At 71.5% G+C, this 25,652-nt stretch carries 23 protein-coding genes and 1 rRNA gene; 7 read left to right on the forward strand and 17 right to left on the reverse strand.

Annotated features, from left to right (window positions below; translation table 11 throughout):
* Positions 1 to 41: 41 nt before the first annotated feature.
* The gene (locus ACFXOZ_RS22735) at positions 42 to 1,463 is read left to right on the forward strand and encodes an ATP-binding protein (protein ID WP_375888791.1); all 1,422 of its coding nucleotides are present in this window, start codon (positions 42 to 44) and stop codon (positions 1,461 to 1,463) included.
* Positions 1,464 to 1,551: 88 nt separating this feature from the next.
* Here the strand turns inward: ACFXOZ_RS22735 and ACFXOZ_RS22740 are convergent, their stop codons facing one another.
* From ACFXOZ_RS22740 to ACFXOZ_RS22765, 6 genes are all read right to left on the reverse strand, one after another.
* A complete protein-coding gene (locus ACFXOZ_RS22740) occupies positions 1,552 to 3,351 on the reverse strand; it encodes a bifunctional metallophosphatase/5'-nucleotidase (RefSeq protein ID WP_375888793.1) in 1,800 nt (599 codons plus the stop codon).
* Positions 3,352 to 3,596: 245 nt separating this feature from the next.
* Positions 3,597 to 4,946 (reverse strand): ATP-binding protein, encoded by a 1,350-nt coding sequence (locus ACFXOZ_RS22745; RefSeq protein ID WP_375888796.1) that lies wholly within the window; start codon positions 4,944 to 4,946, stop codon positions 3,597 to 3,599.
* Positions 4,947 to 5,063: 117 nt separating this feature from the next.
* The gene (locus ACFXOZ_RS22750) at positions 5,064 to 6,638 is read right to left on the reverse strand and encodes an SCO6880 family protein (RefSeq protein ID WP_375888799.1); all 1,575 of its coding nucleotides are present in this window, start codon (positions 6,636 to 6,638) and stop codon (positions 5,064 to 5,066) included.
* Between the two features lie 7 nt (positions 6,639 to 6,645).
* Positions 6,646 to 7,923 (reverse strand): hypothetical protein, encoded by a 1,278-nt coding sequence (locus ACFXOZ_RS22755; RefSeq protein ID WP_380592319.1) that lies wholly within the window; start codon positions 7,921 to 7,923, stop codon positions 6,646 to 6,648.
* Positions 7,913 to 8,728, reverse strand: a complete 816-nt coding sequence (locus tag ACFXOZ_RS22760) for a hypothetical protein (RefSeq protein ID WP_380592321.1) — start codon at positions 8,726 to 8,728, stop codon at positions 7,913 to 7,915. Before ACFXOZ_RS22760 ends, ACFXOZ_RS22755 begins: the two co-directional genes overlap by 11 nt.
* A gap of 167 nt (positions 8,729 to 8,895) precedes the next feature.
* A complete protein-coding gene (locus ACFXOZ_RS22765) occupies positions 8,896 to 9,246 on the reverse strand; it encodes a hypothetical protein (RefSeq protein WP_375888806.1) in 351 nt (116 codons plus the stop codon).
* A gap of 248 nt (positions 9,247 to 9,494) precedes the next feature.
* Here ACFXOZ_RS22765 and ACFXOZ_RS22770 point away from each other — a divergent pair, with 248 nt between their 5' ends.
* The gene (locus ACFXOZ_RS22770) at positions 9,495 to 10,652 is read left to right on the forward strand and encodes an NlpC/P60 family protein (RefSeq protein ID WP_380592333.1); all 1,158 of its coding nucleotides are present in this window, start codon (positions 9,495 to 9,497) and stop codon (positions 10,650 to 10,652) included.
* A 179-nt stretch (positions 10,653 to 10,831) separates the two neighbouring features.
* Positions 10,832 to 11,554, forward strand: a complete 723-nt coding sequence (locus ACFXOZ_RS22775; protein ID WP_375888808.1) for a phosphatase PAP2 family protein — start codon at positions 10,832 to 10,834, stop codon at positions 11,552 to 11,554.
* 60 nt (positions 11,555 to 11,614) lie between these two features.
* On the opposite strand, the gene ACFXOZ_RS22780 is transcribed toward ACFXOZ_RS22775, so the two are convergent.
* A complete protein-coding gene (locus ACFXOZ_RS22780; protein ID WP_375888811.1) occupies positions 11,615 to 11,806 on the reverse strand; it encodes a hypothetical protein in 192 nt (63 codons plus the stop codon).
* Between the two features lie 177 nt (positions 11,807 to 11,983).
* Here ACFXOZ_RS22780 and ACFXOZ_RS22785 point away from each other — a divergent pair, with 177 nt between their 5' ends.
* Positions 11,984 to 12,883, forward strand: a complete 900-nt coding sequence (locus ACFXOZ_RS22785) for a hypothetical protein (RefSeq protein WP_380592323.1) — start codon at positions 11,984 to 11,986, stop codon at positions 12,881 to 12,883.
* A gap of 183 nt (positions 12,884 to 13,066) precedes the next feature.
* The gene (locus ACFXOZ_RS22790) at positions 13,067 to 13,255 is read left to right on the forward strand and encodes a hypothetical protein (RefSeq protein ID WP_375888817.1); all 189 of its coding nucleotides are present in this window, start codon (positions 13,067 to 13,069) and stop codon (positions 13,253 to 13,255) included.
* Between the two features lie 13 nt (positions 13,256 to 13,268).
* Here ACFXOZ_RS22790 and ACFXOZ_RS22795 read toward each other — a convergent pair whose 3' ends face one another.
* Positions 13,269 to 13,670, reverse strand: coding sequence for a metal-sensitive transcriptional regulator (locus ACFXOZ_RS22795; protein ID WP_380592325.1), 402 nt, complete (start codon positions 13,668 to 13,670; stop codon positions 13,269 to 13,271).
* A 358-nt stretch (positions 13,671 to 14,028) separates the two neighbouring features.
* Here ACFXOZ_RS22795 and ACFXOZ_RS22800 point away from each other — a divergent pair, with 358 nt between their 5' ends.
* Positions 14,029 to 14,649 (forward strand): DUF47 family protein, encoded by a 621-nt coding sequence (locus ACFXOZ_RS22800; protein WP_359914173.1) that lies wholly within the window; start codon positions 14,029 to 14,031, stop codon positions 14,647 to 14,649.
* 5 nt (positions 14,650 to 14,654) lie between these two features.
* Positions 14,655 to 15,650, forward strand: coding sequence for an anion permease (locus tag ACFXOZ_RS22805; RefSeq protein WP_375888824.1), 996 nt, complete (start codon positions 14,655 to 14,657; stop codon positions 15,648 to 15,650).
* A 121-nt stretch (positions 15,651 to 15,771) separates the two neighbouring features.
* On the opposite strand, the gene pstB is transcribed toward ACFXOZ_RS22805, so the two are convergent.
* From pstB to rrf, 9 genes are all read right to left on the reverse strand, one after another.
* Positions 15,772 to 16,548, reverse strand: a complete 777-nt coding sequence (pstB, locus tag ACFXOZ_RS22810) for a phosphate ABC transporter ATP-binding protein PstB (RefSeq protein WP_375888826.1) — start codon at positions 16,546 to 16,548, stop codon at positions 15,772 to 15,774.
* Positions 16,549 to 16,616: 68 nt separating this feature from the next.
* Positions 16,617 to 17,690 (reverse strand): phosphate ABC transporter permease PstA, encoded by a 1,074-nt coding sequence (pstA, locus tag ACFXOZ_RS22815; protein WP_380525378.1) that lies wholly within the window; start codon positions 17,688 to 17,690, stop codon positions 16,617 to 16,619.
* Positions 17,687 to 18,664 carry a phosphate ABC transporter permease subunit PstC gene (gene pstC, locus ACFXOZ_RS22820; RefSeq protein ID WP_375888832.1) on the reverse strand — a complete coding sequence of 326 codons (978 nt, stop codon included), beginning with the start codon at positions 18,662 to 18,664 and terminating at the stop codon, positions 17,687 to 17,689. The genes pstA and pstC overlap by 4 nt, the downstream gene beginning before the upstream one ends.
* 150 nt (positions 18,665 to 18,814) lie before the next feature.
* The gene (gene pstS, locus ACFXOZ_RS22825; RefSeq protein WP_375888835.1) at positions 18,815 to 19,948 is read right to left on the reverse strand and encodes a phosphate ABC transporter substrate-binding protein PstS; all 1,134 of its coding nucleotides are present in this window, start codon (positions 19,946 to 19,948) and stop codon (positions 18,815 to 18,817) included.
* A 227-nt stretch (positions 19,949 to 20,175) separates the two neighbouring features.
* Complete coding sequence (locus tag ACFXOZ_RS22830) at positions 20,176 to 20,706, reverse strand: NUDIX hydrolase (RefSeq protein ID WP_375888838.1); 531 nt, start codon at positions 20,704 to 20,706, stop codon at positions 20,176 to 20,178.
* A 43-nt stretch (positions 20,707 to 20,749) separates the two neighbouring features.
* A complete protein-coding gene (locus tag ACFXOZ_RS22835) occupies positions 20,750 to 21,838 on the reverse strand; it encodes a CHAD domain-containing protein (protein ID WP_380407387.1) in 1,089 nt (362 codons plus the stop codon).
* A gap of 121 nt (positions 21,839 to 21,959) precedes the next feature.
* A complete protein-coding gene (locus tag ACFXOZ_RS22840) occupies positions 21,960 to 24,137 on the reverse strand; it encodes an RNA degradosome polyphosphate kinase (protein WP_380525379.1) in 2,178 nt (725 codons plus the stop codon).
* A 330-nt stretch (positions 24,138 to 24,467) separates the two neighbouring features.
* Positions 24,468 to 25,496 carry a mycothiol synthase gene (gene mshD, locus ACFXOZ_RS22845; protein ID WP_380592327.1) on the reverse strand — a complete coding sequence of 343 codons (1,029 nt, stop codon included), beginning with the start codon at positions 25,494 to 25,496 and terminating at the stop codon, positions 24,468 to 24,470.
* 72 nt (positions 25,497 to 25,568) lie between these two features.
* Positions 25,569 to 25,652, reverse strand: a 5S ribosomal RNA gene (gene rrf / locus ACFXOZ_RS22850); the annotation flags it as partial.

The following is a 25,652-nucleotide window of genomic DNA, read 5'->3' on the forward strand; positions in this document are numbered from 1 at the left end:
CGCTGGCCCCGCCGCGGGTGGTGCCCGGCAGACGCCAGCGCGTGGTCCAGTGGTACCGCTCCCGCTCGCTGCGCGGCCGCCTCACCTTCATGAGCGCGGCCGCCGTGGCCGTGGCCATCGCGCTGTCGGCGCTGGCCTGCTGGTTCATCGTGGACAAGCAGCTGTACAGCCAGGTCAAGACCGACCTGGTCAGCGCACCCCCCGCCATGGTCGGGAAGAACCTCAACCTGTACGCGAACCCGGAAGCCGCGCTCGCCGCCAACCAACCCCGCCCTGGCACACCGGAGTTCAGCGGTGCGGCACCCCGCGACACCCAGTTCGTGACCCCGAACGGCGTGGGCCTGCCCCCCGGCTCGAACCGGGCGATCGTGATCAAGCCGGAGGACGCCGCCGCGTTCCAGCTCAAGCCCGGCCAGTACATCGTCCGGGACGGGCACTACACGAACGGCGACCCGGCGCTCGTCCGGCTCAGCTCCGTGCAGCACGTCTCGCAGCCCACCGTCGCCATGGTCGCGACCCCGACCCAGCCCATCGAGGAATCCCTCCAGGGCCTCGCCATCCTCCTCGGCGCCGTCTCCCTCGGCGGCATCCTGCTCGCCGCCGTCGCGGGCCGCCTGGTCGCCCACTCCTCCCTCAAGCCGGTCGACCAACTCACCGACGCCGTCGAGCACATCGCCCGCACCGAGGAGGTCGGCAGCACCATCCCCGTGAACGGGGACGACGAGATCGCCCGACTCTCCACGTCCTTCAACTCGATGAGCACCGCCCTCGCCAACTCCCGCGAGCGCCAGACCCGGCTGATCGCCGACGCGGGCCACGAGCTGCGCACGCCGCTCACCTCCCTGCGCACCAACGTCGACCTGCTGATCCGCAGCAACGACACCGGCCGCCCGCTGCCCCCGGCGACCAAGACCAAGCTGCTGGGCAACATGAAGGCCCAGATGCAGGAACTCACCGTGCTGATCGGCGACCTGCTCCAGCTCTCCCGCCCCGACACCCCGAAGGCCGGCCCGAACCTGACCGTGGTCGCCCTGCACGAGATCGCCGGGCGCGCGGTCGAGCGGGCGAAGCTCCGCGGCCCCGGGCTGGTCTTCGAGACGACCGTCGAGCCCTGGTACGCGCACGGCGACGCGGCGGGCCTGGAGCGGGCCGTGATCAACCTGCTGGACAACGCGGTGAAGTACAGCCCGCCCGCCGGCACCATCGAGGTCCGGCTCCAGCAGGGCGTGCTGACCGTCCGCGACCACGGTCCCGGCATTCCACCGGACGAGCTCCAGTACGTCTTCGACCGGTTCTGGCGCTCCCCGTCCTCGCGTCAACTCCCCGGCTCCGGCCTGGGGTTGTCGATCGTCGCGCAGAGCGTCCGGGAGGCGGGCGGCGAGGTCACGCTGGGCCCGGCCCAGGACGGCGGCCCCGGCGCGCTGGCGACCGTACGACTTCCCGGCGGCCCCGCCCCCGAGTAGCCGCCGGGAACGGCAGGACGGGCGGGGCGCCCCGACAGCGCCCCGCCCGTCCCGGGCCCCGTCACCGGGGCCGGTGTCCGGCTCTCGGTCAGTCGATGTCGCTGCCCGGGCCGAGGACCTTGACCCGGTCCTGCGCCGGCGGCTTCAACGGCGAGGCCGCCGAGCTGTGGGCCGTCAGGTAGGCCGTGAAGACGTCCAGGTCGGAGGCCCCGACGAGCTTGTCGGTGCCGGCCGCGAAGGCCGGGAAGCCGTCGCCGCCGCCGGCCAGGAACTCGTTGGCGGCGACCCGGTACTTGGCGGCCGGGTCGACCGGTGCGCCGTTCAGCCGGATCGAGTCCAGGACCACCCGGGCCGCGCCGGTCCTGCGCATGTCCAGGGTGTAGTGGAGGTTCGAGGAGGCCTGGAGGATCTTCGGCGCCGCGTCGTTGAGACCGCTCACCTGCTGCTGCAGCAGCTGGACCAGCTGAGCGCCGGTCAGCGTCTTGACCTGCATCATGTTGGTGAACGGCTGGACGGTGAACGCCTCGCCGTAGGTCACCACGCCGTCGCCCTCACTGCCCGAGGCCTTGTAGACCAGGTCGGAGCGCAGCCCTCCCGGGTTCATGAAGGCCACCTGGGCGCCGCCCTTGTCGGCCGGGGCGAGCCCCTCCAGCTGCGCGTCGGCGATCACGTCGCCGAGCGGCTTCTCCAGGTCGCTGCTGCCCCGGCCGTTGATGTCCGAGGCGATGTAGCCGATCGGCCGGTTGGCCTTCGGGGCGGCCAGCTTGGAGTAGTGGTCGATCAGCGCCGTCATGTCCGGGGCCTTCTCGACCGTACGCCGCACCACGTGGTTCTCGGCCTTGACCGACGGGCGGACGATCTCGCCGGTGGTCTTGTCCAGCTTCATGTCGATCTCGGTGAACAGCCTGCCGAAGGAGGCGGCACTGGTCACCGAGCGCGGCACGCCGTTGGGGTCGGGGATGCTGCAGGCGTACGCGTTGTGGGTGTGGCCGGTGACGATGGCGCCGACCGCCGGGTCGATCTTCTTCGCGATGTCGACGATCGGGCCGGAGATGCCCTGACCGGCCGCGCCGCAGTCGTAGTTGTAGACGCCGCTGGCCGGGTAGCCGCCCTCGTGGATCAGCGCGACGATCGAGTTGACGCCCTTGGCCTTGAGCTCCGCGGCGTACTTGTTGATCGTGGTGACCTCGTTGGCGAACTTGAGGCCCTTGACGCCCTCGGCGGTGACGATGTTCGGCGTGCCCTCCAGGGTGACGCCGATGAAGCCGATCTTGACGCCCTGCGACTTGGTCACCCAGTACGGCGGCAGCAGCGGCTTGCCGGACTGCTCGTCGGTGACGTTGGCCGACAGGTAGTTGAAATTGGCGCCCTTGAAGGTCCGGCCGGGCTCGTAGCAGCCGTCGGTCGGGTGGCAGCCGCCCTCCTGCTTGCGCAGCAGCTCCGTCGCGCCCTGGTCGAACTCGTGGTTGCCGACCGAGGTGACGTCCAGTCCGAGCTTGTCCATCGCCTCGATGGTCGGCTCGTCGTGGAACAGCGCCGAGGTGAGCGGGCTGGCACCGACGATGTCGCCGGCCGCGACGGTGATCGAGTCGTCGGCCGGGATCCGCGCCTTGCGCAGCTCGGTGGCCAGGTACTCGATGCCGCCGGCCGGGGTCGAGACCTCCTTGCCGGTGGCCGGGTCGATCTCCTTGATCGTGCCGGAGGAGCCCGCCGGGGGCTCCAGGTTCCCGTGGAAGTCGTTGATCGCCAGCAGCTGGAGGTTGACGGTCTTGTGACGCTTGGCGTTGGCGTCGGCGGCCTGAGCGGCCGTCGGCACGACCACCGTGCCGAACAGACCTGCGGCGGCGACGACGGCGAACGCCGCCCGTCGGGATCTGACGGTGAGCATGAGGGATCCCCTGCACCTCGGAGGAGCACGCGGGCGGCGGAGCGCGCCGGCGCGTGGGCAATGTGTTGCGCGAGTGCAGCCTAGGGTCAACGCGCGTAGCTGTCAGGATGTCGAACGTAACGAGAGGATTACCTGCTGACGAACCACCGCCGTCAGACCGGGACGGACCGCCTGCACACGATCCCCCCGACCCCGCCCGACGCCCGCGGCCCGGTCCCCGGCCCGCCCCCGGCGGCGGCGCCTGCTCAGACCCCCGGCTCGGCCGCCAAGTGCCGCTCGGCCCGCACCCGTTCGGCCACCGCGTCCTCGGTCATCGCGCGGTCGGTGTACACCAGCGGCCGCTCGGTGTCGGTGATGATGTGCTTCACCACCTGCACGTTGCCGTTGACGTCCCAGACCGCGATGCCCGGCGACAGGGTCGGGATGATCTCCACCGCCCAGCGCGGCAGGCCCAGCACCCGGCCGGTGGCCCGCGCCTCCTCGGCCTTCTGCATGTAGATCGTCCGGGTGGAGGCCATCTTCAGGATCGCCGACGCCTCCTTGGCCGCCGCGCCGTCCACCACGTCCGACAGGTGGTGCACCACCGCCACGAAGGAGAGCCCGAGCCGGCGGCCGAACTTCAACAGCCGCTGGAACAGCTGGGCCACGAACGGGCTGTTGATGATGTGCCAGGCCTCCTCGACCAGGAAGATGCGCTTCTTCCGGTCCGGCCGGATCCAGGTGTGCTCCAGCCACACCCCGACGATCGCCATCAGGATCGGCATCGCGATCGAGTTGCGGTCGATGTGCGAGAGGTCGAAGACGATCAGCGGCGCGTCCAGGTCGATGCCGTCCGTGGTCGGGCCGTCGAACATGCCGCGCAGGTCGCCGTCGACCAGCCGGTCCAGCACCAGCGCCACGTCCAGGCCCCAGGACTGCACCTCGTCCACCGCCACGCCCAGCGACTCCACCGAGGACAGCTCGGGGCTGCGCAGGGTGTCGATGATGTCGTCCAGCACCGGCTGGCGGTCCGTCACCGAGGCGACCACATGGGCGTGCGCGGCCTTCAACGCGAAGCCCGCCCGCTCCTCCAGGCCGCGCCCCATCGCCACCTCGATGATGGTGCGCAGCAGCGACAGCTGGCCGGTCTGGGTGATCGCCGGATCCAGCGGGTTGAGCTTCACCCCGCCGTCCCTGGCCGCCATCGGGTCCAGCCGGATCGACTTTATGCCCAGCGCGTTGGCGATCAGGTTCCACTCGCCGACGCCGTCCTCGCCCTGCGCGTCCAGCACCACGACCTGCCGGTCGCGGAACCTCAACTGCCGCAGCACGTACGTCTTCTCCAGCGCCGACTTGCCGTTGCCGGACTCCCCCAGCACCAGCCAGTGCGGGGCGGGCAGCTGCTGCCCGTACAGCTGGAAGGGGTCGTAGACGTACCCCTTGCCGCTGTACACCTCACGCCCGATGATCACGCCCGAGTCGCCCAACCCCGGTGCGGCGGTGGGCAGGTAGACCGCCTGCGCCTGACCGGTGGAGGTACGCACCGGCAGCCGGGTGGTCTCCACCTTGCCGAACATCAGGCTGGTGAACGCGTCGGTGAGGTTGCCGATCGCCATGGGTGGCCTCCTGGTGCCGGCGAGGGGTGGACGGGCGCGGTGGGTGGACGGGGTGGCGCGGTGGATGGACGGGCGCGGTGGGTGGACGGGCCCGGTCCCGGAGGACCGGCGCGGGGGTCAGCGGCGGATGCCGGTGGCGAACGGCAGGGTGTTGACGAAGGCCCGGTGGTGCTCGCGGTCGCACCACTCCAGCTTGAGGTAGCTCTTGCCCGCCGAGGCCCGGATGGTCCGCTTGTCGCGGGCCAGCGCGTCGGGGTTGCGCGAGGAGACCGTGATGTAGCCGACCAGGTTCACCCCGGCCGCGCCGGAGGCCAGGTCGTCACCGCGCTGGTCCACCCGGCCGGTGTGGGCCAGGTCGCGCGGGTCGACCGTGCGGTTCATCTTGGCCGCGCGACTGGCCTCCGCCTCGTCGTTGGTCTTCTCGGTCAGCATCCGCTCGATCGCGACGTCGGTGGGCTCCAGGTCCATCGTCACCGCCACCGTCCGGATCACGTCCGGGGTGTGCACCAGCAGCGGCGCCAGGAAGTTGACGCCCACCGGGGTGAGCGGCCACTCCTTGACCCAGGCGGTGGCGTGGCACCACGGCTCCCGGGTCACCGACTCCCGGGTCTTCGCCGTCAGGTACTGGGGGTGGGTCGCGTCCAGCTCGGCCGGCCAGGCGTTGCGCCGGGACATCGCCTGGATGTGGTCGATCGGGTGGTCCGGGTCGTACATCGAGTGCAGCAGCGAGGACAGCCGGGCCTGGCCCAGCGGCTGGCGCACCCGGATGTCCGCCTCGGCCAGCCGGGCGCAGATGTCGGTCAGCTCGCGGGCCATCACGGCCGCCAGCCCGTCGTCGTCCCGGGCCCGCCCGCCGGTCGCGGTGCGGCCCATCGCGTGCGCCTCGGCGGCCAGGTCCCGGGTGTAGTGCATGCACGCCACCAGGTACGCCCGGTGCTGCTCCGAGGAGGTCGACACCATCGACTGCAGCTGGTCGTACGAGTCCTGCAGCCAGCGCGGCGCGTCGTGGTCGCCGCGGCGCTCGACGTCCTTGGCGTGGGCGTCCGGGTCGGCCGGCAGGGTGCGGGCCAGGATCTGCAGCCGGGTCACGAAGCCGTCCCCGTTGGCGACGTGCTTCAACAGCGTGCCGAACCGGTCGACCAGCGCCTCCTGGTCCTCCGAGTCGCGCAGCCCGACGCCCGGGCCCTCGATCTCGATCGCGGCCGTCACCGTCCGCCGCTCCAGGTGCATCAGCACCCCGACCTCGTCCGGCCCGAACGGCGCGGTCAGCCAGCGCAGCCGCCCCACCCCGGGCGGCGGACCGACCTCCACCTCCCGGCCGTCCATCCGGGTGCCCGCGTCCATCGCGTCCGAACGCCACAGCCCGCGCCCGCTGCGGACCGTCCGGCGGTAGGTGCGGTTGATCTCCACCCACCGGTAGAACGTCCGCTTGCGGTACGGCACGTAGACCGCCGCGATGGCCAGCAGCGGCAGGCCGATCAGACCGGCGATCCGCAGCGCCAGGACCGGCATCAGCAGGCCCCAGAGCATCCCGAGGAACGCCCCGAAGATGATCAGGATGATCTCCCCGGACTCCCGGTTGCGGCCGATCACCGCGTTCGGGCGGGCCTTGCCGATCAGGTAGGTGCGGCGCTGGTGCACGTACGGCTGGGCGTACTGGGCCCCGTACTGGCCGAGCGGTTCGCTGCTCACTTACCCGTCACCCTCCCTTCGCTGGATTGCTGTCGCGGTTCGGAACCGAGGCCTGCGGCGGCGGCCCGGCCTGCGGCGGCGGGGACGGCGTCCGGCCGGCGTGCGCGGCGATGCCGGGCGCGACCGAGCCGCCGCCCGCACCCCCGCCGCCCCCGGCCCCCTGCGGACCGCGGTCGCCGTGGGTGGAGATGCCCTGCTTCATCAGGTTCGCGGTCCCGTTGATCATCGCCGAACCGGCCTGCACCGCACTGGCCCGGGCCCCGCGCATGTTCAGCATCTCGTCGCCGAAGGTCGGGACGAAGCGGTACACCGCGGCGCTCGCGAAGATCGACAGGAACAGGATCGCCAACCCGGACAGCACCCGGGCGAAGTCGTCGTTGGCCCCGGCCCCGGTCGCCACCGCGCCCGCCAGACCCAGGATGATCACGATGATCGGCTTCGCCAGGTCCACCGCCAGCATCATCCCGGCCCACCGGCGCACGTGCTTCCACAACTGCCGGTCCACCAGCCCCGCGTACACCGCCGTCCCCAGCAGCGCCCCCACGTACAGCATCGCCGCCCGGATCACCAGCTCGATCCAGAGCACCGCCGCCGCCAGCACCGCGACCAGCGACACCAGCACCAGGATCAGCGGGCCGCCGCCGACGTTCCCCTTCTCCAGGGTGTCGGCGAACCCGCCCAGGTACGTCCCGGTGTCCGACTTCGTCCCGACCGCGATCGCCTTCGTCAGCCCGTCCGTCACGCTCACCACGGTGAACAGGATCAACGGCGTGAACGCCGAGGCCACCACTGTCAGCCACAGGAAGCCGACCGCCTCCGAGATCGCCGTCGTCAACGACGCCCCGCGCACCGCCCGCTTGGTCACCGCCAGCAGCCACAGCACCAGCGTGATCACCGTCGACACGGCGAACACCACGGCGTACTGCTGCAGGAACGACTGGTTGGTGAAGTCCACCGACGTCGTCCCGTCGATCGCCCCCGACAGGTTCCGCACCACCCACGCCGCCGCCTGCGCACACCCCTTGGCGAGCGACCCGAGCGGATCGGTCACGTTGCTGACGCCGCCGCCGGGAAGGGCGCCGCCGGGTGGCGCACAGTAGACGTCGTTGCCCGGGAGCGGAACTCCGGGGCAAGCGGAGTTGGTCGCCCCGGTACTGGGGGTGGGCGATGGCTCGGCCATCGCGTGACCGGCCGCCAGAACGACCGAGGAGGCTCCGAACAGCGCTGCCCCGGCCAACCGGCCGACTATCCGCCGGGCAAGACCCGAGCTGCCGTCAGCGGGCATAGCGGAAGCCTCCGAACTGCTCGACGGCACCAGTGATCTCCTCCGCGGTCGCGGCTTGCTGGTCCTGCGGAACCGGAGCCGGGCCCGACGCTCGGCTGAAGTCGGTGAGCTTCCAGTCGGTCCCGGTCCAGCGCAGACTGAGGTTGAGCGTGAACCACTCATCGGAAACCGGCTTGGTCGACCGCTCGCCGGCCAGTCCGAACAGGCCCGTGCACCAGACATCGACCTTCACGCTGTCCGAGCTGTAACCAATGCTCCTGGTCCCGACCGGGATCGTCCGGCTGACGAAGGTCAGGCCCTTAGGCGGCTTGCCCTGGGCGTCCACTCCGAACCGAGCTGCCGTTTCCGGCGTGAAGCCCTGGTCCAGCCGGCTCTGCAGGGCCGCGGCGGAGCCCGGGTCGGCGATGGTGGCGACGATGGTGTGGCGGCTGTCGGCGCGGAACATGTCCGCGGAGCCGATCGCCACCGCGTAGTTGGCGGCGGCGGACTGGGCGCCCTGGTCGCTGTGCGGGTAGCCGGAGGCGATGCCGTTGACGGTGGTGCCGACGGGCTGGTCGCCGCTGGGCGCGGGGCCGGCGCCGGAGCCGGCGCCGGGGGCCGCCCGGTCGGCGGAGCTGCCGCCGCTGCCTGGGTCCGGTTTGCCGCGGTTGGCGACGGAGATGGCGACGACGAGCAGGGTGACGACGACGAGGACGGTCAGCAGGGTGCGCAGCGGCCTGGACTGACGGCTGGTCGGCAGTGCGGAGGGCTGTTCGTCGACCGGCAGCCGCGTACGGGTGTGCGGCTGGTCGTCGGACAACGGCACGGCGGCCCTCCTGGTGCGGGGAGCCGGGCGGCTCCGGGGGCCCTCCGTCCGGGGGCGGGCGCGGACGGGGGGTGGGAACGGGGGGTGGACTCCTGGCGGGTCGGCCCTCTGGGGAGGTCCGGGCGGGAACCTGTCGTCAGGCGGGCCGGGTCACTGCTGTCCGATCGTCAGATAGCCATGCCGTAGACAATGGTGAACAGAGTGCCGAGTGATCCAATGATGAACACGCCGGTCAGCCCGGCGATGATCAGCCCCTTGCCCTGTTCGGCTCCGAAGCTGTCCCGCATCGCGGTCGCGCCGATCCGCTGTTTGGCCGCACCCCACACCGCGAGGCCGAGGCAGACGAGGATGGCGACGGCCATGATGACCTCGACCATCACCCGGGCCTCCGACCCGAGGCTGGCGAAGGGGCCCCAGTCCGGGGCGATCCCGCCGATGATGGTGTCGATATTCGGCTTCTTGGGAGGGTCCTCGGCCAGGTGGCCGACCGCATAGGTGTGCACGCTGCTCAGGTTCATTTCCATCTCACCGCCCGATCAGGCAAATTCAAGGGCCCGGACCCCGCCCGCGCGAAGGGTCGGTGCCTATTCTTGGCCAGATCTGATGTCGACTTGGCTACTTCTCGCGGATTGGTCGTGAGGCATCGGACACGTACGCGAGGATGTCCACCGTACGAAGGATAGCGCTCACTCTTTGTATCTCTGATGATTGCGGTGAGCAACGCCTTCCGGGACACTTCGACTGACGATTCGTCGGGATGGTGCTGATGGTACTCCGGAAGGCCGGTACGGCCGCCGCTGCGGCGGGAGTTGTCGCGTTCGGGTTCCTCGGTCTGGTGACGATGGGGACGTATGCGGCGGGTGGGACACCGCAACTGGCGGCGAATCGTTCCGCCCTCTCCCCCGGCACCGTTCCGGCGGCCTACCAGGACGCGATCCAGAAGTGGGGCTCGCTCTGCCCGGAGATCTCCCCGCCGATGCTCGCGGCGCAGCTGTACCAGGAAAGCGGTTTCGACCCCAAGGCCCAATCCGGCGTCGGGGCACAGGGAATGGCGCAGTTCATGCCGGGCACCTGGCCGATGTACGCCACGGACGGTGACGGGGACGGCAAGAAGGACGTCTGGAACCCGTACGACGCGATCGCCACCGCGGCGGTCTACGACTGCGCGCTCGCCAAGGACGTGGCCGGCGTGCCGGGCGATCCGCAGGCCAACATGCTGGCCGCCTACAACGCCGGCCCGTACGCGGTGACGTCGAACCGGGGCGTCCCGCCGTACAGGGAGACCCAGGGGTACGTGCGGAACATCCAGGCGATGGCCCGGAGCTTCGCCGCGCCGACCGCGCCGGTGGAGGTGTCCGCGCAGTCGGCCGCCGCGATCTACTTCGCGCAGACCAAGCTCGGCACGCCGTACCTGTGGGGCGGGGACGGGGCGGCCTGGCAGAACGGGCGGTTCGACTGCTCCGGGCTCACCGTGGCCGCGTTCGCCACCGTGGGCATCGCCCTGCCCCGGGTGGCCAACGACCAGTGGTACGCCGGACCGCACCCGTCACGGGATCAGCTCCGGCCGGGCGACCTGGTGTTCTTCGCGACCGACCTGAGCGATCCGCGGAGCATCCACCACGTGGGGATCTACGTCGGCGGCGGCTACATGATCAACGCGCCGCACACCGGGGCGGTGATCCGCTACGACAAGATCGACACCAAGGAGTACATCGGGGCGACCCGGGTCACCACGGACGGCGCCCAGGCGCTGCCGACGCGCAACAACACCAGCGGCGCGGTCAACGCCCCGAGCCGCCCGGGCGCGACGGCCCCGACCCCGACCCCGACCGCCCCCGGCAGCCGGCCCGCGGCCGCCGCACCGGCCGCCCCGACGGCCGCGGGGCGGGTCAACGGAGCCACCGCAACCGGTGGGACCGGCTGAGTCGTCCACCGATCTGTGTGTGGCCTGTGGACGCTGAGTCAAGTTTCCATAACCGCGCGTTTCCGTGGAACGCTGGGTCCCGGCGATGACGTTGGGTCCGGTGGTCCCTCGTCAGCTTCGCCCGCCGGGCGGGCCCCGGCGGGATCGAACAGGTGCAGCGGACCAGAAGGAGGTGCGGCGTGTCGACGCCGCTTGCCGACACGACCAACCCCGACCTCGGTCTGCTCTACGCCGTCAACGGCCTGGCCAAGCGCTCCCCGCAGTGGCTGGACCACGCGGTGTCGTGGATCGGCGAGTACGGCATCCTGATCGGCCTCGCGCTGCTCGGGCTGGTGGGCTGGCTGCAGGCCAGACGCCGCCCGGACGCGCCGGTGGCGATCGCCGGGCTGCTCTGGGTGCCGCTCTCGGTGGCCGTCGCCGAGCTGGCCAACCTGCCGATCGCCGCGATCGTGGACCGGCCGCGGCCCTTCGTCGACCACCCGGGGCTGCTGGTGCTGGTGGACGGCAAGGCCGGCACCCACTCCTTCGTCAGCGACCACTCGACCATGACGATGGCCGTGGCGGTGGCGCTGTTCCTGGTGAACCGGAAGCTGGGCTGGATCGCCGGTGGCCTGGCCCTGCTCCAGGGCTTCTGCCGGATGTTCATGGGCGTCCACTACCCGACGGACGTGATCGGCGGCTTCGCGCTGGCCGTCGCCGTGGTGCTGCTGCTGGCGCCGATCGCGATGGCGGTGCTGGTCCCGTTCTGCCACGCGCTGACCCGGACGGCGGTGGCCCCGCTGGTCCGGGCCCCGGAGCGCGGGGCCGCCGCCGGCCGGGGCACCGAGCGGCGCGGCCGGCGCCGCGGGCGGGGAGCGGTGCGCCGGGAGGAGCAGCCGCCGGAGTCCGACCTCGCGGCCTGAGGGCCCGGAGTACCCCGCCGCACCGAACGGTCCGAACGGTCCGGACGGGTCCGGACGCCCCTAGGGTGCGTCGGCCCCGTACTCGGCGAGGTGGTCGGCCCCCTCGCGGCGGGCCAGGTCCCGGGAGCGGCGGGCGGCGGAGTACCAGCCGCAGCTGCAGGTCGCGAAGGCGAAGGAACCGCGTTCGCTGAGCGCGACGCGGTGCTCGGGCATCGGGGTGGTGCCGGGGGCGACCGGCAGCTCACTGTGCACGGGATTCACCGTAACGCGCCGGGCGACCCTCACGCGACACCCGCCGGTTCCCGCCGGACCCGTAACCCTTCGCGAGCCAACTCGTTTGCCCGGAAAGAGCTCTGCCCTCCCGGCGCCCCAGCCGGTGCCGCAGTCGGCGGGGCAGTCGGTCCCGAGGGGGTTGTCGCGAGGATGAAGATGACCGACCAGCAGCGAACCGGGCGGCCGGCGCGCCGTCCGGGGCCGCGCCTGCGCGCGGCGGCCGGCGCCGCCGTGCTCGCCGCCGCGCTGGCCGCGGGGGCGGCCGGGTGCTCGGCCCACTCCGGTGGCGGCTCCTCCGACCAGCAGTCGAACGCGCCCGACCAGCTGGCCGCCGACCCGGTGGCGGCGGTGCGCGGCGCGGCGGACATCACCGGTCGCACCGGCTCCGCGCACGCGGCCACCGAACTGGTCACGGAGTCCACGGACAAGAAGGCGTCCTTCTCCGGCACCGGCGGCTACGACTACGTGAAGCGGATCGGCCGGCTGGAGGTCCAGGTGCCGCCGGGGGCGGCGACCACCGGGAAGATCGTCGAGGTGGTCCTGCCGGGCACCGTCTACCTGCAGAACAGCGGTGCCAAGGTGCCCGAGGGCAAGTGGGTGAAGCTGGACGTGCGCCAGCTGCCGGACGGCAACCTGGTCAGCAGCGGCGCCACCGATCCGGCCACGGCGGCGGGGGCGCTGCGCGGGGTGCAGAAGGCCGACCTGGTCGGCACCGAGACGGTGGACGGCACCCCGCTGCACCACTACCGCGGCACCCTGGACCTGGCCAAGGCGGCCGACGCCACCGGCGGCCGGGGCGGGGACGGCCTGCGGATGGGCGGGCAGACCTTCACCGTCAAGGAGGTCCCGTACGACGCCTGGCTGGACGACCAGGGGCGGCTGCACAGGGTGGTGGAGGTGTTCACCTTCGCCGGGGTGGCCGGCTCGAAGGAGGCCAAGGACCAGGTGAAGGTCACGTCGACCACCGCCCTGTCGGACTTCGGCAAGCCGGTCGAGGCGGCCGAGCCGCCGGCCTCGGACATCTACCAGATGAAGCCGACGGAGAGCCCGAAGTAGCGCCCCGGCGCCGGGGCGGAACGGGGCGCCGCCGGCGCGGGTGGCCGTCCGGGGAGCGACGGTCACCCGTTTCGGCGGCGCCGAGATGGCCCGTCCGTGCCATGTGGACGGGCCCCGGAGTGCCTAGGCTGGACGTCGGGTGGCTGCCGCCCGGGCTGGCGAGGCACTGAAGGGGTGGTGCAGGTGGTGTCGTCCACGGGCGGCCGCAGCGGCGGCCACGACGACGCGGCCCTCGACGAGATCGAGCTGGCCGGCGAGCTGATGATCGCCGCGACGGCCAGCGCCGGTGACCGGCTGCCGACCGAGCGGATCGACGAGGTGCTGCTGGACCGGGTGGACCCGGCCCGGACCGAGCGGGAGGGCGAGGGCTGACGGCCCCCGGGGGTCAGCTGCGCAGCAGTCGGCCGATCGCGGCCGAGGCCTCCGCGACCTTGGCGTCCAGCTCGGTGCCGCCCTGTTCGGCGGCCGCGGCGACGCAGTGCCGCAGGTGCTCCTCCAGCAGGGAGAGCGCGAAGGACTGCAGGGCCTTGGTGCCGGCCGAGACCTGGGTGAGCACGTCGATGCAGTAGACGTCCTCGTCCACCATCCGCTGGAGGCCGCGGATCTGGCCCTCGATCCGGCGCAGCCGCTTGAGGTGGGCGTCCTTCTGCGCGCTGTAGCCGTGCGGCCCGTGCGGGCTGTGCCCGCCGTGGTCCGCGGCGCCGTGGCCCTCGGCGGCGGGGGTGTCGGCCCCGGGGCCGGTCCCGGGCGCGTGGTCCGGCTCGGTGCGCGCTTGCGTCGTGGTCATCGGCCCGCCTTCGTCTGGGTGCCTGGTGGCTGCGTCGGCCTCCAGTGTCCAACACCGGGGCCCCGCGTGGTGTTCCGACGGCCCACCCGGCATGTGCCGAACGGCCTGGTCGGGGTCGCGGCGGGGTTAACCCGTCTGAGCGGCGCCCCGGTCTTCCGCACGCGGGACGGGGCAAACGCGTCGAGGTTCCGTCAGACTGAGTCCTTGCGTCCGCCCCTGGCGGCGCGGTCCGGGACAGCCCGTGCGGCAGCCGAACGGAAGGGGAGGTTCCGCCTCCCAGGTCACCACCCCGTTTGCGCGATCGCGCTCGGTTGCACCTAGCATCGTTCAGTCCGTACCCCGCACATCGGAGAATTCCGTGCGTTTTAGCCTGACCCCGAAGGAGACGAGTTTCTACGACATGTTCGCCGCCGCCGCGGAGAACCTCGTCGTCGGATCGAAGCTCCTGCTCGAACTGCTGGGATCAGACGTGTCGGCCCGCGCGGAGATCGTCGAGCGCATGCGCGCCGCCGAGCACGCCGGGGACGACACCACCCATGCCGTCTTCCACCAGCTGAACTCCTCCTTCATCACGCCCTTCGACCGCGAGGACATCTACAGCCTCGCCTCGTCGCTGGACGACATCATGGACTTCATGGAGGAGGCCGTCGACCTGGTCGTCCTCTACGACATCCAGACCCTGCCGAAGGGCGTCGAGCAGCAGATCGAGGTGCTGGCGCGCGCCGCGGAGCTCACCGCCGAGGCGATGCCCAACCTGCGCAGCATGTCGAACCTGACCGAGTACTGGATCGAGGTCAACCGGCTGGAGAACCAGGCCGACCAGATCCACCGCAAGCTGCTCGCCCACCTGTTCTCCGGTCAGTACGACGCCATCGAGGTCCTCAAGCTCAAGCAGGTCGTGGACGTCCTTGAGGAGGCGGCGGACGCGTTCGAGCACGTCGCCAACACGGTGGAGACCATCGCCGTCAAGGAGTCCTGACCCTCGTGGACATGGCTGCACTCATCGCCGTCATCGGCGTTGCGTTCTTCTTCACGTACACCAACGGCTTCCACGACTCGGCGAACGCGATCGCCACGTCGGTCTCCACCCGGGCGCTGACCCCGAGGGCCGCGCTCGCGATGGCCGCCGTGATGAACCTGGCCGGTGCCTTCCTGGGCAGCGGGGTGGCGCACACCGTCTCCAGCGGGATCATCGAGACGCCGACCGGCAACCAGGGGATGGCGATCCTCTTCGCGGCCCTGGTCGGGGCGATCACCTGGAACCTGGTCACCTGGTACTTCGGTCTGCCGTCCTCCTCCTCGCACGCGCTGTTCGGCGGCCTGGTGGGTGCGGCCCTGGCCGGCGGCACCGAGGTGATCTGGAGCGGCGTGATCGACAAGATCGTCGTCCCGATGATCGTCTCGCCGGTGGTCGGCCTGGTCGGCGGCTTCATCGTGATGCTGGCGATCCTGTGGATCTTCCGCCGGGCCAACCCGCACAAGGCCAAGCGCAACTTCCGGGTCGCCCAGACCGCCTCGGCCGCCGCGATGGCGCTGGCCCACGGTCTGCAGGACGCCCAGAAGACCATGGGCATCGTGGTCATGGCGCTCACCATCTCGGGCCACCAGACCACCGGTGACATCCCGGTCTGGGTGAAGATCTCCTGCGCGACCATGCTCTCGCTGGGCACCTACGCGGGCGGCTGGCGGATCATGCGGACCCTCGGCCGGAAGATCATCGAGCTGGACCCGCCGCAGGGCTTCGCGGCCGAGGCCACCTCCTCGGTGATCATGTACATCACCTCGTTCGTCTTCAAGGCGCCGATCTCCACCACCCACGTGATCACCGCGGCGATCATGGGCGCGGGGGCCACCAAGCGGATCCGCGCGGTGCGCTGGGGCGTCGCCAAGAACATCGTGCTCGGCTGGTTCATCACGATGCCGGCGGCCGCCGTCGTCGCAGCGCTGATGTACTGGTTCGTTCACCTCTTCTGGGGCTGACCGCCGACGCTCCGCCCCGGCCGACAACTGACAGGGCCCGCCCCCACATCTCGGGGGCGGGCCCTTCTTCATGTCCCGCGGCGGCACCGCCATGCAGCACCGCGGGACAGCTGGGGTCGGTCTAGCCGAAGCGGCCGGAGATGTAGTCCTCGGTCGCCTGCACCGACGGGTTGGAGAAGATCCGCTGGGTGTCGTCCAGCTCGATCAGCTTGCCCGGCTGGCCGACGCCGGCCAGGTTGAAGAAGGCGGTGCGGTCGCTGACGCGGGCCGCCTGCTGCATGTTGTGGGTCACGATGACGATGGTGAACTGCGACTTCAACTCGCCGATCAGGTCCTCGATGGCGAGGGTGGAGATCGGGTCGAGCGCGGAGCAGGGCTCGTCCATCAGCAGGACCTGCGGCTCGACCGCGATCGCGCGGGCGATGCACAGGCGCTGCTGCTGACCGCCGGAGAGGCCGGCGCCCGGCTTGTTCAGTCGGGTGTGGACCTCCTTCCAGAGGTTGGCGCCCTTCAAGGAGCGCTCCACCACCTCGTCCAGGACGGCCTTCTTCCGCACGCCGGCGAGCTTGAGCCCGGCGACCACGTTGTCGTAGATCGACATGGTCGGGAACGGGTTCGGGCGCTGGAAGACCATGCCGATCGAGCGGCGCACGGCGACCGGGTCGACGTTGGAGGCGTACAGGTTCTCGTCGTCCAGGAGGACCTTGCCCTCGACCCGGGCGCCGGGGATCACCTCGTGCATCCGGTTGAGGGTGCGCAGGAAGGTGGACTTCCCGCAGCCGGAGGGGCCGATGAAGGCGGTCACCGAGCGGGGCTCGATGCTCATCGAGATGTCCTCGATGGCCTTGGTGGTGCCGTAGTAGGCCGACAGTCCGCTGACGTCGATGCGCTTGGCCATGATCGTTGCTTCTCTCGCCCGCGGCCGGAGGGCCGCTAATGAATGCTGTTTCGTACGTCAGTGGTCGCTCAGTGTCCGGCCTTGGGCGAGCGCCAGCGTGCGATGCCCCGGGCGATGAGGTTGAGCCCCATCACGAAGGCGATCAGCACCAGCGCGGCGCCCCAGGCGCGGGCGTAGCCGAAGTCGTTGTTGACCACCGAGTACTGCTGCCAGATGTACATCGGCAGGGACTGCTGCGGTCCGTCGAACGGGTTGCTGTTGATGTAGTCGGCGCCGAACACCAGCATCATCACCGGGGCGGTCTCGCCCGTGATGCGGGCGACCGCGAGCATCACACCGGTGGTGATGCCGCCGATCGCGGTGGGGAGGACGATCCGCAGGACGGTCTTCCACTTCGGCACACCGAGGGCGTACGAGGCCTCGCGCAGCTCGTTCGGGACGAGCTTGAGCATCTCCTCGGTCGACCGGACCACGACCGGGATCATCAGGATCGCCAGCGCGAGGCTGCCCGAGAAGCCGGAGTAGCTGAACCCCAGGGCGAGGTTCCAGAGCGAGAGGATGAACAGACCGGCGACGATCGACGGGACGCCCGTCATGACGTCGACGAAGAAGGTGACCGCCTTGGCGAGCCGGCCGCGGCCGTACTCCACCAGGTAGACGGCGGTCAGCAGACCGAGCGGGGCGGCCATCACGGTGGCCAGGCCGACCTGCTGGAGGGTGCCGAGCAGCGCGTGGTAGATGCCGCCGCCGGGGCCGCTCTGGATCACGCCCTTCATCGAGTGGCTCAGGAAGTTCCCGTTCACCACGCCGATGCCCTGCTGGACCGTGTAGACGGTCAGCGAGGCCAGCGGGACGACGGCCAGGATGAAGGCGACCCAGACCACCGAGGTGGCGAAGCGGTCCTTGGCCTGCCGGCGGCCCTCGACCTGGGCCGAGATCAGGTAGCTGCCGGCCAGGAACAGCAGGGCCGAGATCAGGCCCCACTGGAGGTGGCTCTCCAGGCCCGCGGCGGCGCCGATCCCGCAGCCGACCGCGATCGAGCCGACGGCGACGACGGGCGGGGTCCACTTGGGCAGCCGGTTGGCGGTGAGCTTCGGGCCGACCTGCGGCCGGGCGTCCTCGGGGACGGTGACGGTGGTCATGCGTTGGCCCCCGAGTACTCCTTGCGGCGGGCGATGATCAGTCGCGCGGCACCGTTCACCAGCAGGGTGATCACGAACAGGACGAGACCGGAGGCCATCAGGGCGTCGCGGCCGTTGTTGCCGGCCTCGGCGAACTTCAGCGCGATGTTCTGCGCGAAGGTGCCGCCGCCGGCGTCCAGGATGTGCAGCGACAGGACGCTGTTGGCGGAGAGCACCACCGCGACCGCGATGGTCTCGCCGAGCGCCCGGCCGAGGCCGAGCATCGAGGCCGAGATGATGCCGGGGCGGCCGAACGGCAGCACCGCGGTGCGGATCATCTCCCAGCGGGTCGCGCCGAGGGCGAGCGCCGCCTCCTCGTGCATCCGCGGCACCTGGCGGAACACCTCGCGGGAGACCGCGGTGATGATCGGCAGGATCATGATCGCCAGCAGGATGCCGACGGTGAACAGGTTGCGCGGGGTGCCGGTCCTGGTCTGGTCGAAGATGTACGTCCAGCCCAGGTACTGGTTGAGCCAGCTGGTCAGCCCGTCCATGTGCGGGACGAGGAACAGCGCGCCCCAGAGGCCGTAGACGATGCTGGGGACGGCGGCGAGCAGGTCGACCAGGTAGGCGAACGGCTGGGCGATCCGGCGCGGCGCGTAGTGCGAGATGAACAGCGCGATCCCGATGGCCACCGGGACGGCGATCGCCATCGCGATCACGGCGCTGACGATCGTGCCGAAGGCCAGGACGGCGATGCCGAAGACCGGCTTCGGGGCGTCCGGCGTCCACTCGAAGGTGGTGAGGAAGTTGCCGTCGTTGTTGCCGAGGGCCACGACCGAGCGCCAGGCCAGGAAGCCGGCGATCGCGGCCATGATGACCAGCAGCAGGATGCCCGCACCGCGGGCGAGGTTCATGAAGATCTTGTCGCCGACGCGGCTGTCGCGCTGTCGGCGTTCCCTGCCTCGCGGGGCGGCAGGGGAGGATGAAGTCATTGGTCTACTCCGGTCTGGTGGTGCCGCCCCGGTAGGGGGTCGGCACCATGGCGGCGGTGCCCCGGACGTTGGTGCTGGGTTGGTGCGTTCCGGCGGGACGGCCCCGGCCCCCCTCGCTCACGGGGCCGTCCCACCGGGGGTCCTGTCGGGTCAGGCGAGGGTGCCGACCGCGGCCTTCACCTTGTCGCCGATCGCGGCCGGCATCGGGACGTAGCCCTTGTCGCCGATCGACTTCTGGGCGGCGTCGCTGATGGTGTAGTTCAGGAAGGACTTGAGGGTGTCCAGCGTCTCGGCCTTGTTGCCCTTGTCGCAGGCGATCTCGTAGGTCACCAGGACGATCGGGTAGGCGTTGTCGGCCTTGGTGCCGTAGTCCAGGGAGAGGGCGAGGTCGCCGTCGGTGCCCGTGACGGTGGAGGAGGCGATGGTGAGCGCGGCGTTGGCGGCGGTCGCCTCGACCGGCTTGGCGGCACCGGTGGCGATCTGGGCGCTCTTCAGGTTGTTGGTCTGGGCGTAGGACAGCTCGGCGTAGCCGATCGAGTTCTTGACCTGCTTGATCTGGGCCGACACACCGGCGCTGCCGTTCGCGGACTGGCCGCCCTTGCCCTTCCACGCCTTGTTCGGCTCGGCGCTCCAGGCGCCGCCACCGGTCTTGGCGAAGTAGGAGGTCAGGTTGAAGGTGGTGCCGGAGTCGTCGGAGCGGTGGAAGCTCTGGATCTCGGCGTCCGGCAGCTTGGCGCCCGGGTTCAGGGCGGCGATGGCCGGGTCGTTCCACTTGGTGATCTGCGAGTCGAAGATCTTGGCGGCGGTCGGGCCGTCCAGGACCAGGTTGTCGACGTTCTCGACGTTGTAGACCAGCGAGACCAGGCCGGCCACCATCGGCAGGTCGATCGCCTTGCCGCCGGTGCAGACGGCCTTGGAGGCGTCGACGTCGGCCGGCTTGAGGGCGAAGTCGGTGCCGGCGAAGGCGACCTTGCCCTGGGTGAACTGCTGGACACCGGCACCGGAGCCGCCGCCGCTGTAGTTCACCGTGGTGCCGGAGCAGGCGGCGCCGAAGTTGGTCTTCCACACGTCGATCGCCGGGGCCTGCGCGGTCGAACCGGCGCCCAGGAGCGTGCCGGCCTTGCCACAGTTGACCGCGGCACCGGCCGCGGAGGAGCCGCTGGAACCGCTGGACGCCGTCTTGTTGTTGTCGTCCGACCCGCAGGCAGCGAGCGACAGCGAGCTGACGAGCGCCATGGCACCGATGGCGAGGGCCTTGGAGCGGCCGTTCCGCTGGAGCTTCACAGGGGTGTCCCTTTCTGTGGCATTGCCCGCTGCGCAGGCCGCAGGAGTACGGCTGAGCATGGGTTTTGCTGTGGTCCGGGGCCCGTTCGGCCCGCCGGTAGTCCCGAAGTTAGGCCGGGTAAGTGACACGACAGCCGGTCGCAAGTGAACGGAAAGTGAACCTCGAACGGATGACAGGAAACTACGTCACGTAGTAACGGTTGCGTCACGGCGCGGGCGCGGGGAGATCACTTCCGCCGTTCCTCCACCGGCCCCGACCCGCCCGTCCGTACGGGCTTCGCACCCAGGATCACCAGCAGCGCATCGATCAGCAACCGGTCGCGGTCATGGGTCAGCCGCGCCCGGGCCTTGCCCGCGGGCAGCCAGTCCAGGCGGTCGACCTCACGGTTGGGCCGGAAGGCCCCGACGGTCGGCACCGCGGCCCAGTACCGGACCTCCTTCGGACGGCCCTGGGCCAGGTAGTGCTGGACGGGCAGCTCCGGACCGAGCAGGCAGTCGAAGCCGGTCTCCTCCCGCACCTCGCGCAGCGCCGCCTCGACCACGCCCTCCCCCGGGTCGAGCTTGCCCTTCGGCAGGCTCCAGTCGTCGTACTTCGGGCGGTGGATCACCGCGATCCGCGGCCGCCCCAGCCGACCGCTGGGCTTCGGCCGGCCGGGCAGCCAGAGCACCGCGCCCGCCGCCAGGACCACCGGGCCGCGGGCCGGTGCGGCCGCCGGGCCCGCGGCCCGGGCCGCCGCCGGGTTCACGGCCGGTCCCACCGTCGGGTCCGCTGCCCGCCCGGTGCGCAGGCGATCGTGCAATTCAAGCCGTCCGTGGTGCGGGGGAATGCCCCCGGCCCTCGGCAGGGGGGAGCTCCAGCCAGCCGTCCGGGGACGGCGGGAGCTCGGGCCACCGGCGGCCGAAGGCGTACCGCGCCGCCTCGACCTCCAGTCGTTGATCAGCATGCACCACGCCCAGCACGTAGGCGGTCGCGGGGGTGATCCGCGGGGTGCGCGCCGCCGTCGCGGCGGTCACCGCGGCGTCCGCGGCCTCCTGGTGCCGGGCCAGCACCGCGTCCAGCTCGTCCAGCTCGGCGGACGGCCGGGCGCACACCTCCAGCGCGTACCGGGCCCGCTTCACCAGGATCCGCAGCCGCGACCAGGGCGCGTCGTCGGCCGCCAGCGCGGAGTCCGCGTCCGCCGCCCCGCGCGCCGCCGGCACCGCGCCCAGCCGGCGCAGCCCGTCCCCGCCGTACGGGGTCGCGGCCCGGTGGAGCGGCAGCTGCTGGGCGCTCACCGACAGCGCGGTGAACGCGGCCGCCGCCTGCGGCCGCAGCACCGCCGACGCCCGGCCGCCGGCCGCCTCCAGCAGCGGCGCCTCGCCGACCAGCAGGGTCATCCGGTCCGCCAGCGCGTGCAGCCGGGCCGAGCGGAGCTCCTGGAGCACCGTGGAGTGCGCCCTGGTCCGGGCCAGGGTCAGCTGCCGGTCCAGCAGCGCCCGCGCCTTGGGGGCGCCCGCGTGCCCGGCCAGCATGCCCGTCCCCTCGGGGTCGGTGCCGCTCAGCGAGTCCACCGCGCCCAGCAGCCGGGCCGAGCGGCGGACGTAACCGGGCTCCAGCGCCAACAGGTTCAGCAGCCAGCGCAGTTCGGTGCGCGACTCCTGCGCCCAGGACTGCTCGAACACGGCCCCGAAGGTGTGCAGCAGCCCGCCGACCCGCCGCACGGCCCGCAGCAGGTCGGCGGTGCCGCTCGCCGGAACGGCCGCGGCCGACCCCGGTCTGGCGCCGACCTCGCCCACCGCGAGCGGCAGGGCGCGCAGGAACGCGCCCGCCTGGGCGGTGAGTTGGCGGGAAAGGATGTCCCCGGCGGTCGCTGTGGAGGCCGCCTGGGCCGTCATCGGCGCTTCGGTCATGGCGTGGTAGATCCCCGTTCCCCCGGGGCCCTTCCCCGGGGCTGGTGGCCGACCGCCGGAGCAGCTCCCCCCGGGGCCCCGGGGGCCCCGACTGCTCCGGCGGCTCGCATCAGTGGACGCGTCAGCGCGAGGTGGCGGCCCGGCGGCGCTGGCGCGAATCGATGAGCAGGTCCTGGACGTGCCGCAACGGCTTGCCCTCGGCGTCCTGCGAACGGCGCTCCCAGGCACCGTCCGGGCCCAGGTGCCAGGACTCGGTCTCGTCCGACACCCCGAGGTCGATCAGCCCGGACAGCTCGGCACGGTGCGCCGGATCGGTGATCCTGAGCAGCGCCTCGATCCGGCGGTCCAGGTTGCGGTGCATCATGTCGGCGCTGCCGATCCACACTTCGGGATCGCCGTTGTTGCCGAACACGAAGACCCGGGAGTGCTCCAGGAAGCGCCCCAGGATGCTGCGCACCCGGATGTTCTCGCTCAGCCCCGGCACCCCCGGCCGGATCGCGCAGATGCCGCGGACCCAGACGTCCACCGGCACCCCGGCCTGCGAGGCCCGGTAGAGCGCGTCGATCAGGGCCTCGTCGACGATCGAGTTGACCTTGATCTTCACGTACGCGGGCCGGCCGGCCCGGTGGTGGGCGATCTCGTTGTGGATCCGGGAGACCAGCCCGTCGCGCAGGCCGCGCGGGGCGGTCAGCAGCCGGCGGTAGGACTCCCGGCGCGAGTAGCCGGACAGCCGGTTGAAGAGGTCCGAGAGGTCCGCGCCGACCTGCGGGTCGGAGGTGAGCAGGCCGAGGTCCTCGTACAGCCGGGCGGTCTTCGGGTGGTAGTTGCCGGTACCGACGTGCGAGTAGCGGCGCAGGGTGTCGCCCTCCTCGCGGACCACCAGCGACAGCTTGCAGTGGGTCTTGAGCCCGACCAGGCCGTAGACCACGTGGCAGCCGGCCTCCTCCAGCTTGCGCGCCCACTTGATGTTGGCCTGCTCGTCGAAGCGCGCCTTGATCTCGACCAGCACCAGCACCTGCTTGCCGGACTCGGCGGCGTCGATCAGCGCGTCCACGATCGGCGAGTCGCCGGAGGTGCGGTACAGGGTCTGCTTGATCGCCAGCACGTCCGGGTCGGCGGCGGCCTGCTCCAGGAAGGCCTGCACCGAGGTGGAGAAGCTGTCGTACGGGTGGTGCAGCAGCACGTCGCGCTCGCGCATCGCGACGAAGATGTCCGGCTGCGAGGCGGACTCGACGTCGGTCAGCCCGCGGGCCGTACCGGCCACGAACTTCGGGTACTTGAGCTCCGGCCGGTCCAGCTCGGCGATGCCGAACAGACCGGTCAGGTCCAGCGGACCGGGCAGCGGGAAGACCTCCGCCTCGGTGATGTTCAGCTCCCGCACCAGCAGGTCCAGGATGTAGGGGTCGATCGACTCCTCGACCTCCAGCCGGACCGGCGGGCCGAAGCGCCGCCGCATCAGCTCCTTCTCCAGGGCCTTGAGGATGTTCTCGGTGTCGTCCTCCTCCACCTCCAGGTCCTCGTTGCGAGTGACCCGGAAGGCGTGGTGGGCCAGCACCTCCATCCCCGGGAAGAGCTCCTCCAGGTGCGCGCCCATGACGTCCTCCAGCGGGACGTACCGCTGGGGCGAGGCCTCCAGGAAGCGGGCCAGCGACTGCGGCACCTTCACCCGGGCGAAGTGCTTGTGGCCGGACACCGGGTTGCGGACCACCACGGCGAGGTTGAGCGACAGCCCCGATATGTAGGGGAAGGGGTGCGCCGGGTCGACCGCCAGCGGGGTCAGCACCGGGAAGATCCTCTGCCGGAACAGGGTGTGCAGCCGGGCCTGCTCCTTCTCGGCCAGCTCCGGCCAGCGGACCACCTCGATGCCCTCGGCGGCGAGGTCCGGCAGCACCTCCTGCTGGAAGGCCGCGGCATGACGGGCCATCAGCTCACGGGAGCGGGTCCAGATCAGGTCCAGCACCTCGCGCGGCTGGAGGCCGGACGCGCTGCGCTGGGCCACCCCGGTGGCGATCCGGCGCTTGAGGCCGGCGACCCGGACCATGAAGAACTCGTCCAGGTTGCTCGCGAAGATCGCCAGGAACTTCGCCCGCTCCAGCAGCGGGATCCCCGGGTCCTCGGCCAGCTCCAGGACGCGTTCGTTGAACGCGAGCCAACTCCGCTCACGGTCCAGGAAGCGGCCCTGCGGCAGTGCTTCGAACTCCTGCTCGTCCGTGGCTGGCAGCTCCGGCGGGACGCCCAGCGCACTGGACATCCGCGCCGTGGGCGGCAGCGGGGCAGGGACGGGGCGGGGGATGCTCATGGGTTCCAGCTCCTCCAGCAGGACGGCGTCCGGACACGAATGGCTCTGCGGGCCGTCGTCCTCGCCCCGGGTCGCCCCCGGGGACAGCACCCACCCACCGGGCGCGGTCCGTACAGGACCGGCCGGGGAATGGCGGTCGACTCTGCACGAGCGAGACACTACGGACTTCATCCTGTGATCTTCGCGGCAGCAATTGAATCCACGGTAAACACCGCATGGCCAGGAGGAAAGCTGAGTCGGTCGGAGCAAGGGGTGGCGGGCCTCGCCGCCCCCTGCCCGCGACCGCTCCGTTACCGTCGGGCCGCCTGCGGCGCGGGACCGGGCGTGGGTCTAGTGGTCTGCTGCTCGGTCCGTCGCCCGGTCTGCTGCACGGTCTGCTGCTCGGTCCGCCTGGTACCGGGCGCGGTACATCAGATCCACCTCGTGGACGGTGAATCCCAGTCGCTCGTAGACCCGGACGGCCGCCGGGTTGTCGGCGTCGACGTAGAGGAGGACCGTCTCCAGTCCACGCTCACCGGCCCCTGACCCGGTCAGGTGACGTAGGCCGGCGGCGGTCAGCGCGCGGCCGAGGCCGCTGCCCTGCTCGGCCGGGTCCACCCCGACGACGTACACCTCGCCGAGCTCCGGCTCGGTGGCGGTGGCCGGGTGCACCTTGGTCCAGTGGAAACCGACGACCTTGCCGCCCCGGGTCGCGAGGAAGAAGCCGGCCGGGTCGAACCAGGGCTCGGCGATCCGCTCCGCCAGGTCCTGCTGCGTCCAGGAGCCTTGCTCCGGGTGGTGGGAGAAGGCCAGGGCGTTCAGCCGCAGCCACTCGGCGTCGTCCTCACCCGGACGGAAGGTGCGGAGCTCGATCCCCTCGGGGACGGCCACGGCCTCGGTCTGCGGACCGGTGCGGCGCATCTGCCGCAGCTCCCGGACCAGCTCGGCGCCGTAGGCCCCGGCCAGGTGCCGGGCCGCCGGGTGACCGCCGTGCACCCAGAAGTCCACCGCGTCCCGGCCGACCAGGTGGGCCTGCTCCAGGACGGCGTCCACCAGCGGGCGGGCCAGGCCGCGGCCGCGGGCGGCCGGGTCGACCAGCAGCTCGGCCGCCGGGTTCGCCGTCACGGCCTCCGGCACCTCCACCTGGCCGTAGCCGACCACGGTGGCGCTCGCACTCGCACTCGTGGTCTCGGCCTCGGTCACGATGAGGTGGGTGACGCCCGGCCGGGGAGTCTCGGCGTTCCGCAGCCGCAGCCGGCCCTGCTCGGAGACCGCGGCTCGGCCGTCGACCGCCTGGGCCTCCGCCAGAACACGCAGGGCGCCGTCGCGCTGCTCGGGGCGGAGCACGTTGCTCGCAATGACCGCTGTCTGATCGTCCATGCCCTGACGATACGTCAACGGAAATGCGAAAAGCCCCTGATCCGAAGGGATCAGGGGCTTTTCTGAATGATTGTTCGGCGGCGTCCTACTCTCCCACAGGGTCCCCCCTGCAGTACCATCGGCGCTGTGAGGCTTAGCTTCCGGGTTCGGAATGTA

The sequence above is a fragment of the Kitasatospora sp. NPDC059160 genome (assembly GCF_042755465.1).
Taxonomy (GTDB): domain Bacteria; phylum Actinomycetota; class Actinomycetes; order Streptomycetales; family Streptomycetaceae; genus Kitasatospora.

Coding starts and splice junctions, on each gene's coding strand:
- ACFXOZ_RS22740 (WP_375888793.1), bottom strand. CDS start 3,351: ATGCTCACCGTCAGATCCCGACGGGCGGCGTTCGCCGTCGTCGCCGCC.
- ACFXOZ_RS22745 (WP_375888796.1), bottom strand. CDS start 4,946: ATGGCGATCGGCAACCTCACCGACGCGTTCACCAGCCTGATGTTCGGC.
- ACFXOZ_RS22755 (WP_380592319.1), bottom strand. CDS start 7,923: ATGCCCGCTGACGGCAGCTCGGGTCTTGCCCGGCGGATAGTCGGCCGG.
- ACFXOZ_RS22765 (WP_375888806.1), bottom strand. CDS start 9,246: ATGAACCTGAGCAGCGTGCACACCTATGCGGTCGGCCACCTGGCCGAG.
- ACFXOZ_RS22770 (WP_380592333.1), top strand. CDS start 9,495: ATGGTACTCCGGAAGGCCGGTACGGCCGCCGCTGCGGCGGGAGTTGTC.
- ACFXOZ_RS22785 (WP_380592323.1), top strand. CDS start 11,984: ATGACCGACCAGCAGCGAACCGGGCGGCCGGCGCGCCGTCCGGGGCCG.
- ACFXOZ_RS22795 (WP_380592325.1), bottom strand. CDS start 13,670: ATGACCACGACGCAAGCGCGCACCGAGCCGGACCACGCGCCCGGGACC.
- pstB (WP_375888826.1), bottom strand. CDS start 16,548: ATGGCCAAGCGCATCGACGTCAGCGGACTGTCGGCCTACTACGGCACC.
- pstA (WP_380525378.1), bottom strand. CDS start 17,690: ATGACCACCGTCACCGTCCCCGAGGACGCCCGGCCGCAGGTCGGCCCG.
- pstC (WP_375888832.1), bottom strand. CDS start 18,664: ATGACTTCATCCTCCCCTGCCGCCCCGCGAGGCAGGGAACGCCGACAG.
- ACFXOZ_RS22835 (WP_380407387.1), bottom strand. CDS start 21,838: ATGACCGAAGCGCCGATGACGGCCCAGGCGGCCTCCACAGCGACCGCC.
- ACFXOZ_RS22840 (WP_380525379.1), bottom strand. CDS start 24,137: ATGAGCATCCCCCGCCCCGTCCCTGCCCCGCTGCCGCCCACGGCGCGG.
- mshD (WP_380592327.1), bottom strand. CDS start 25,496: ATGGACGATCAGACAGCGGTCATTGCGAGCAACGTGCTCCGCCCCGAG.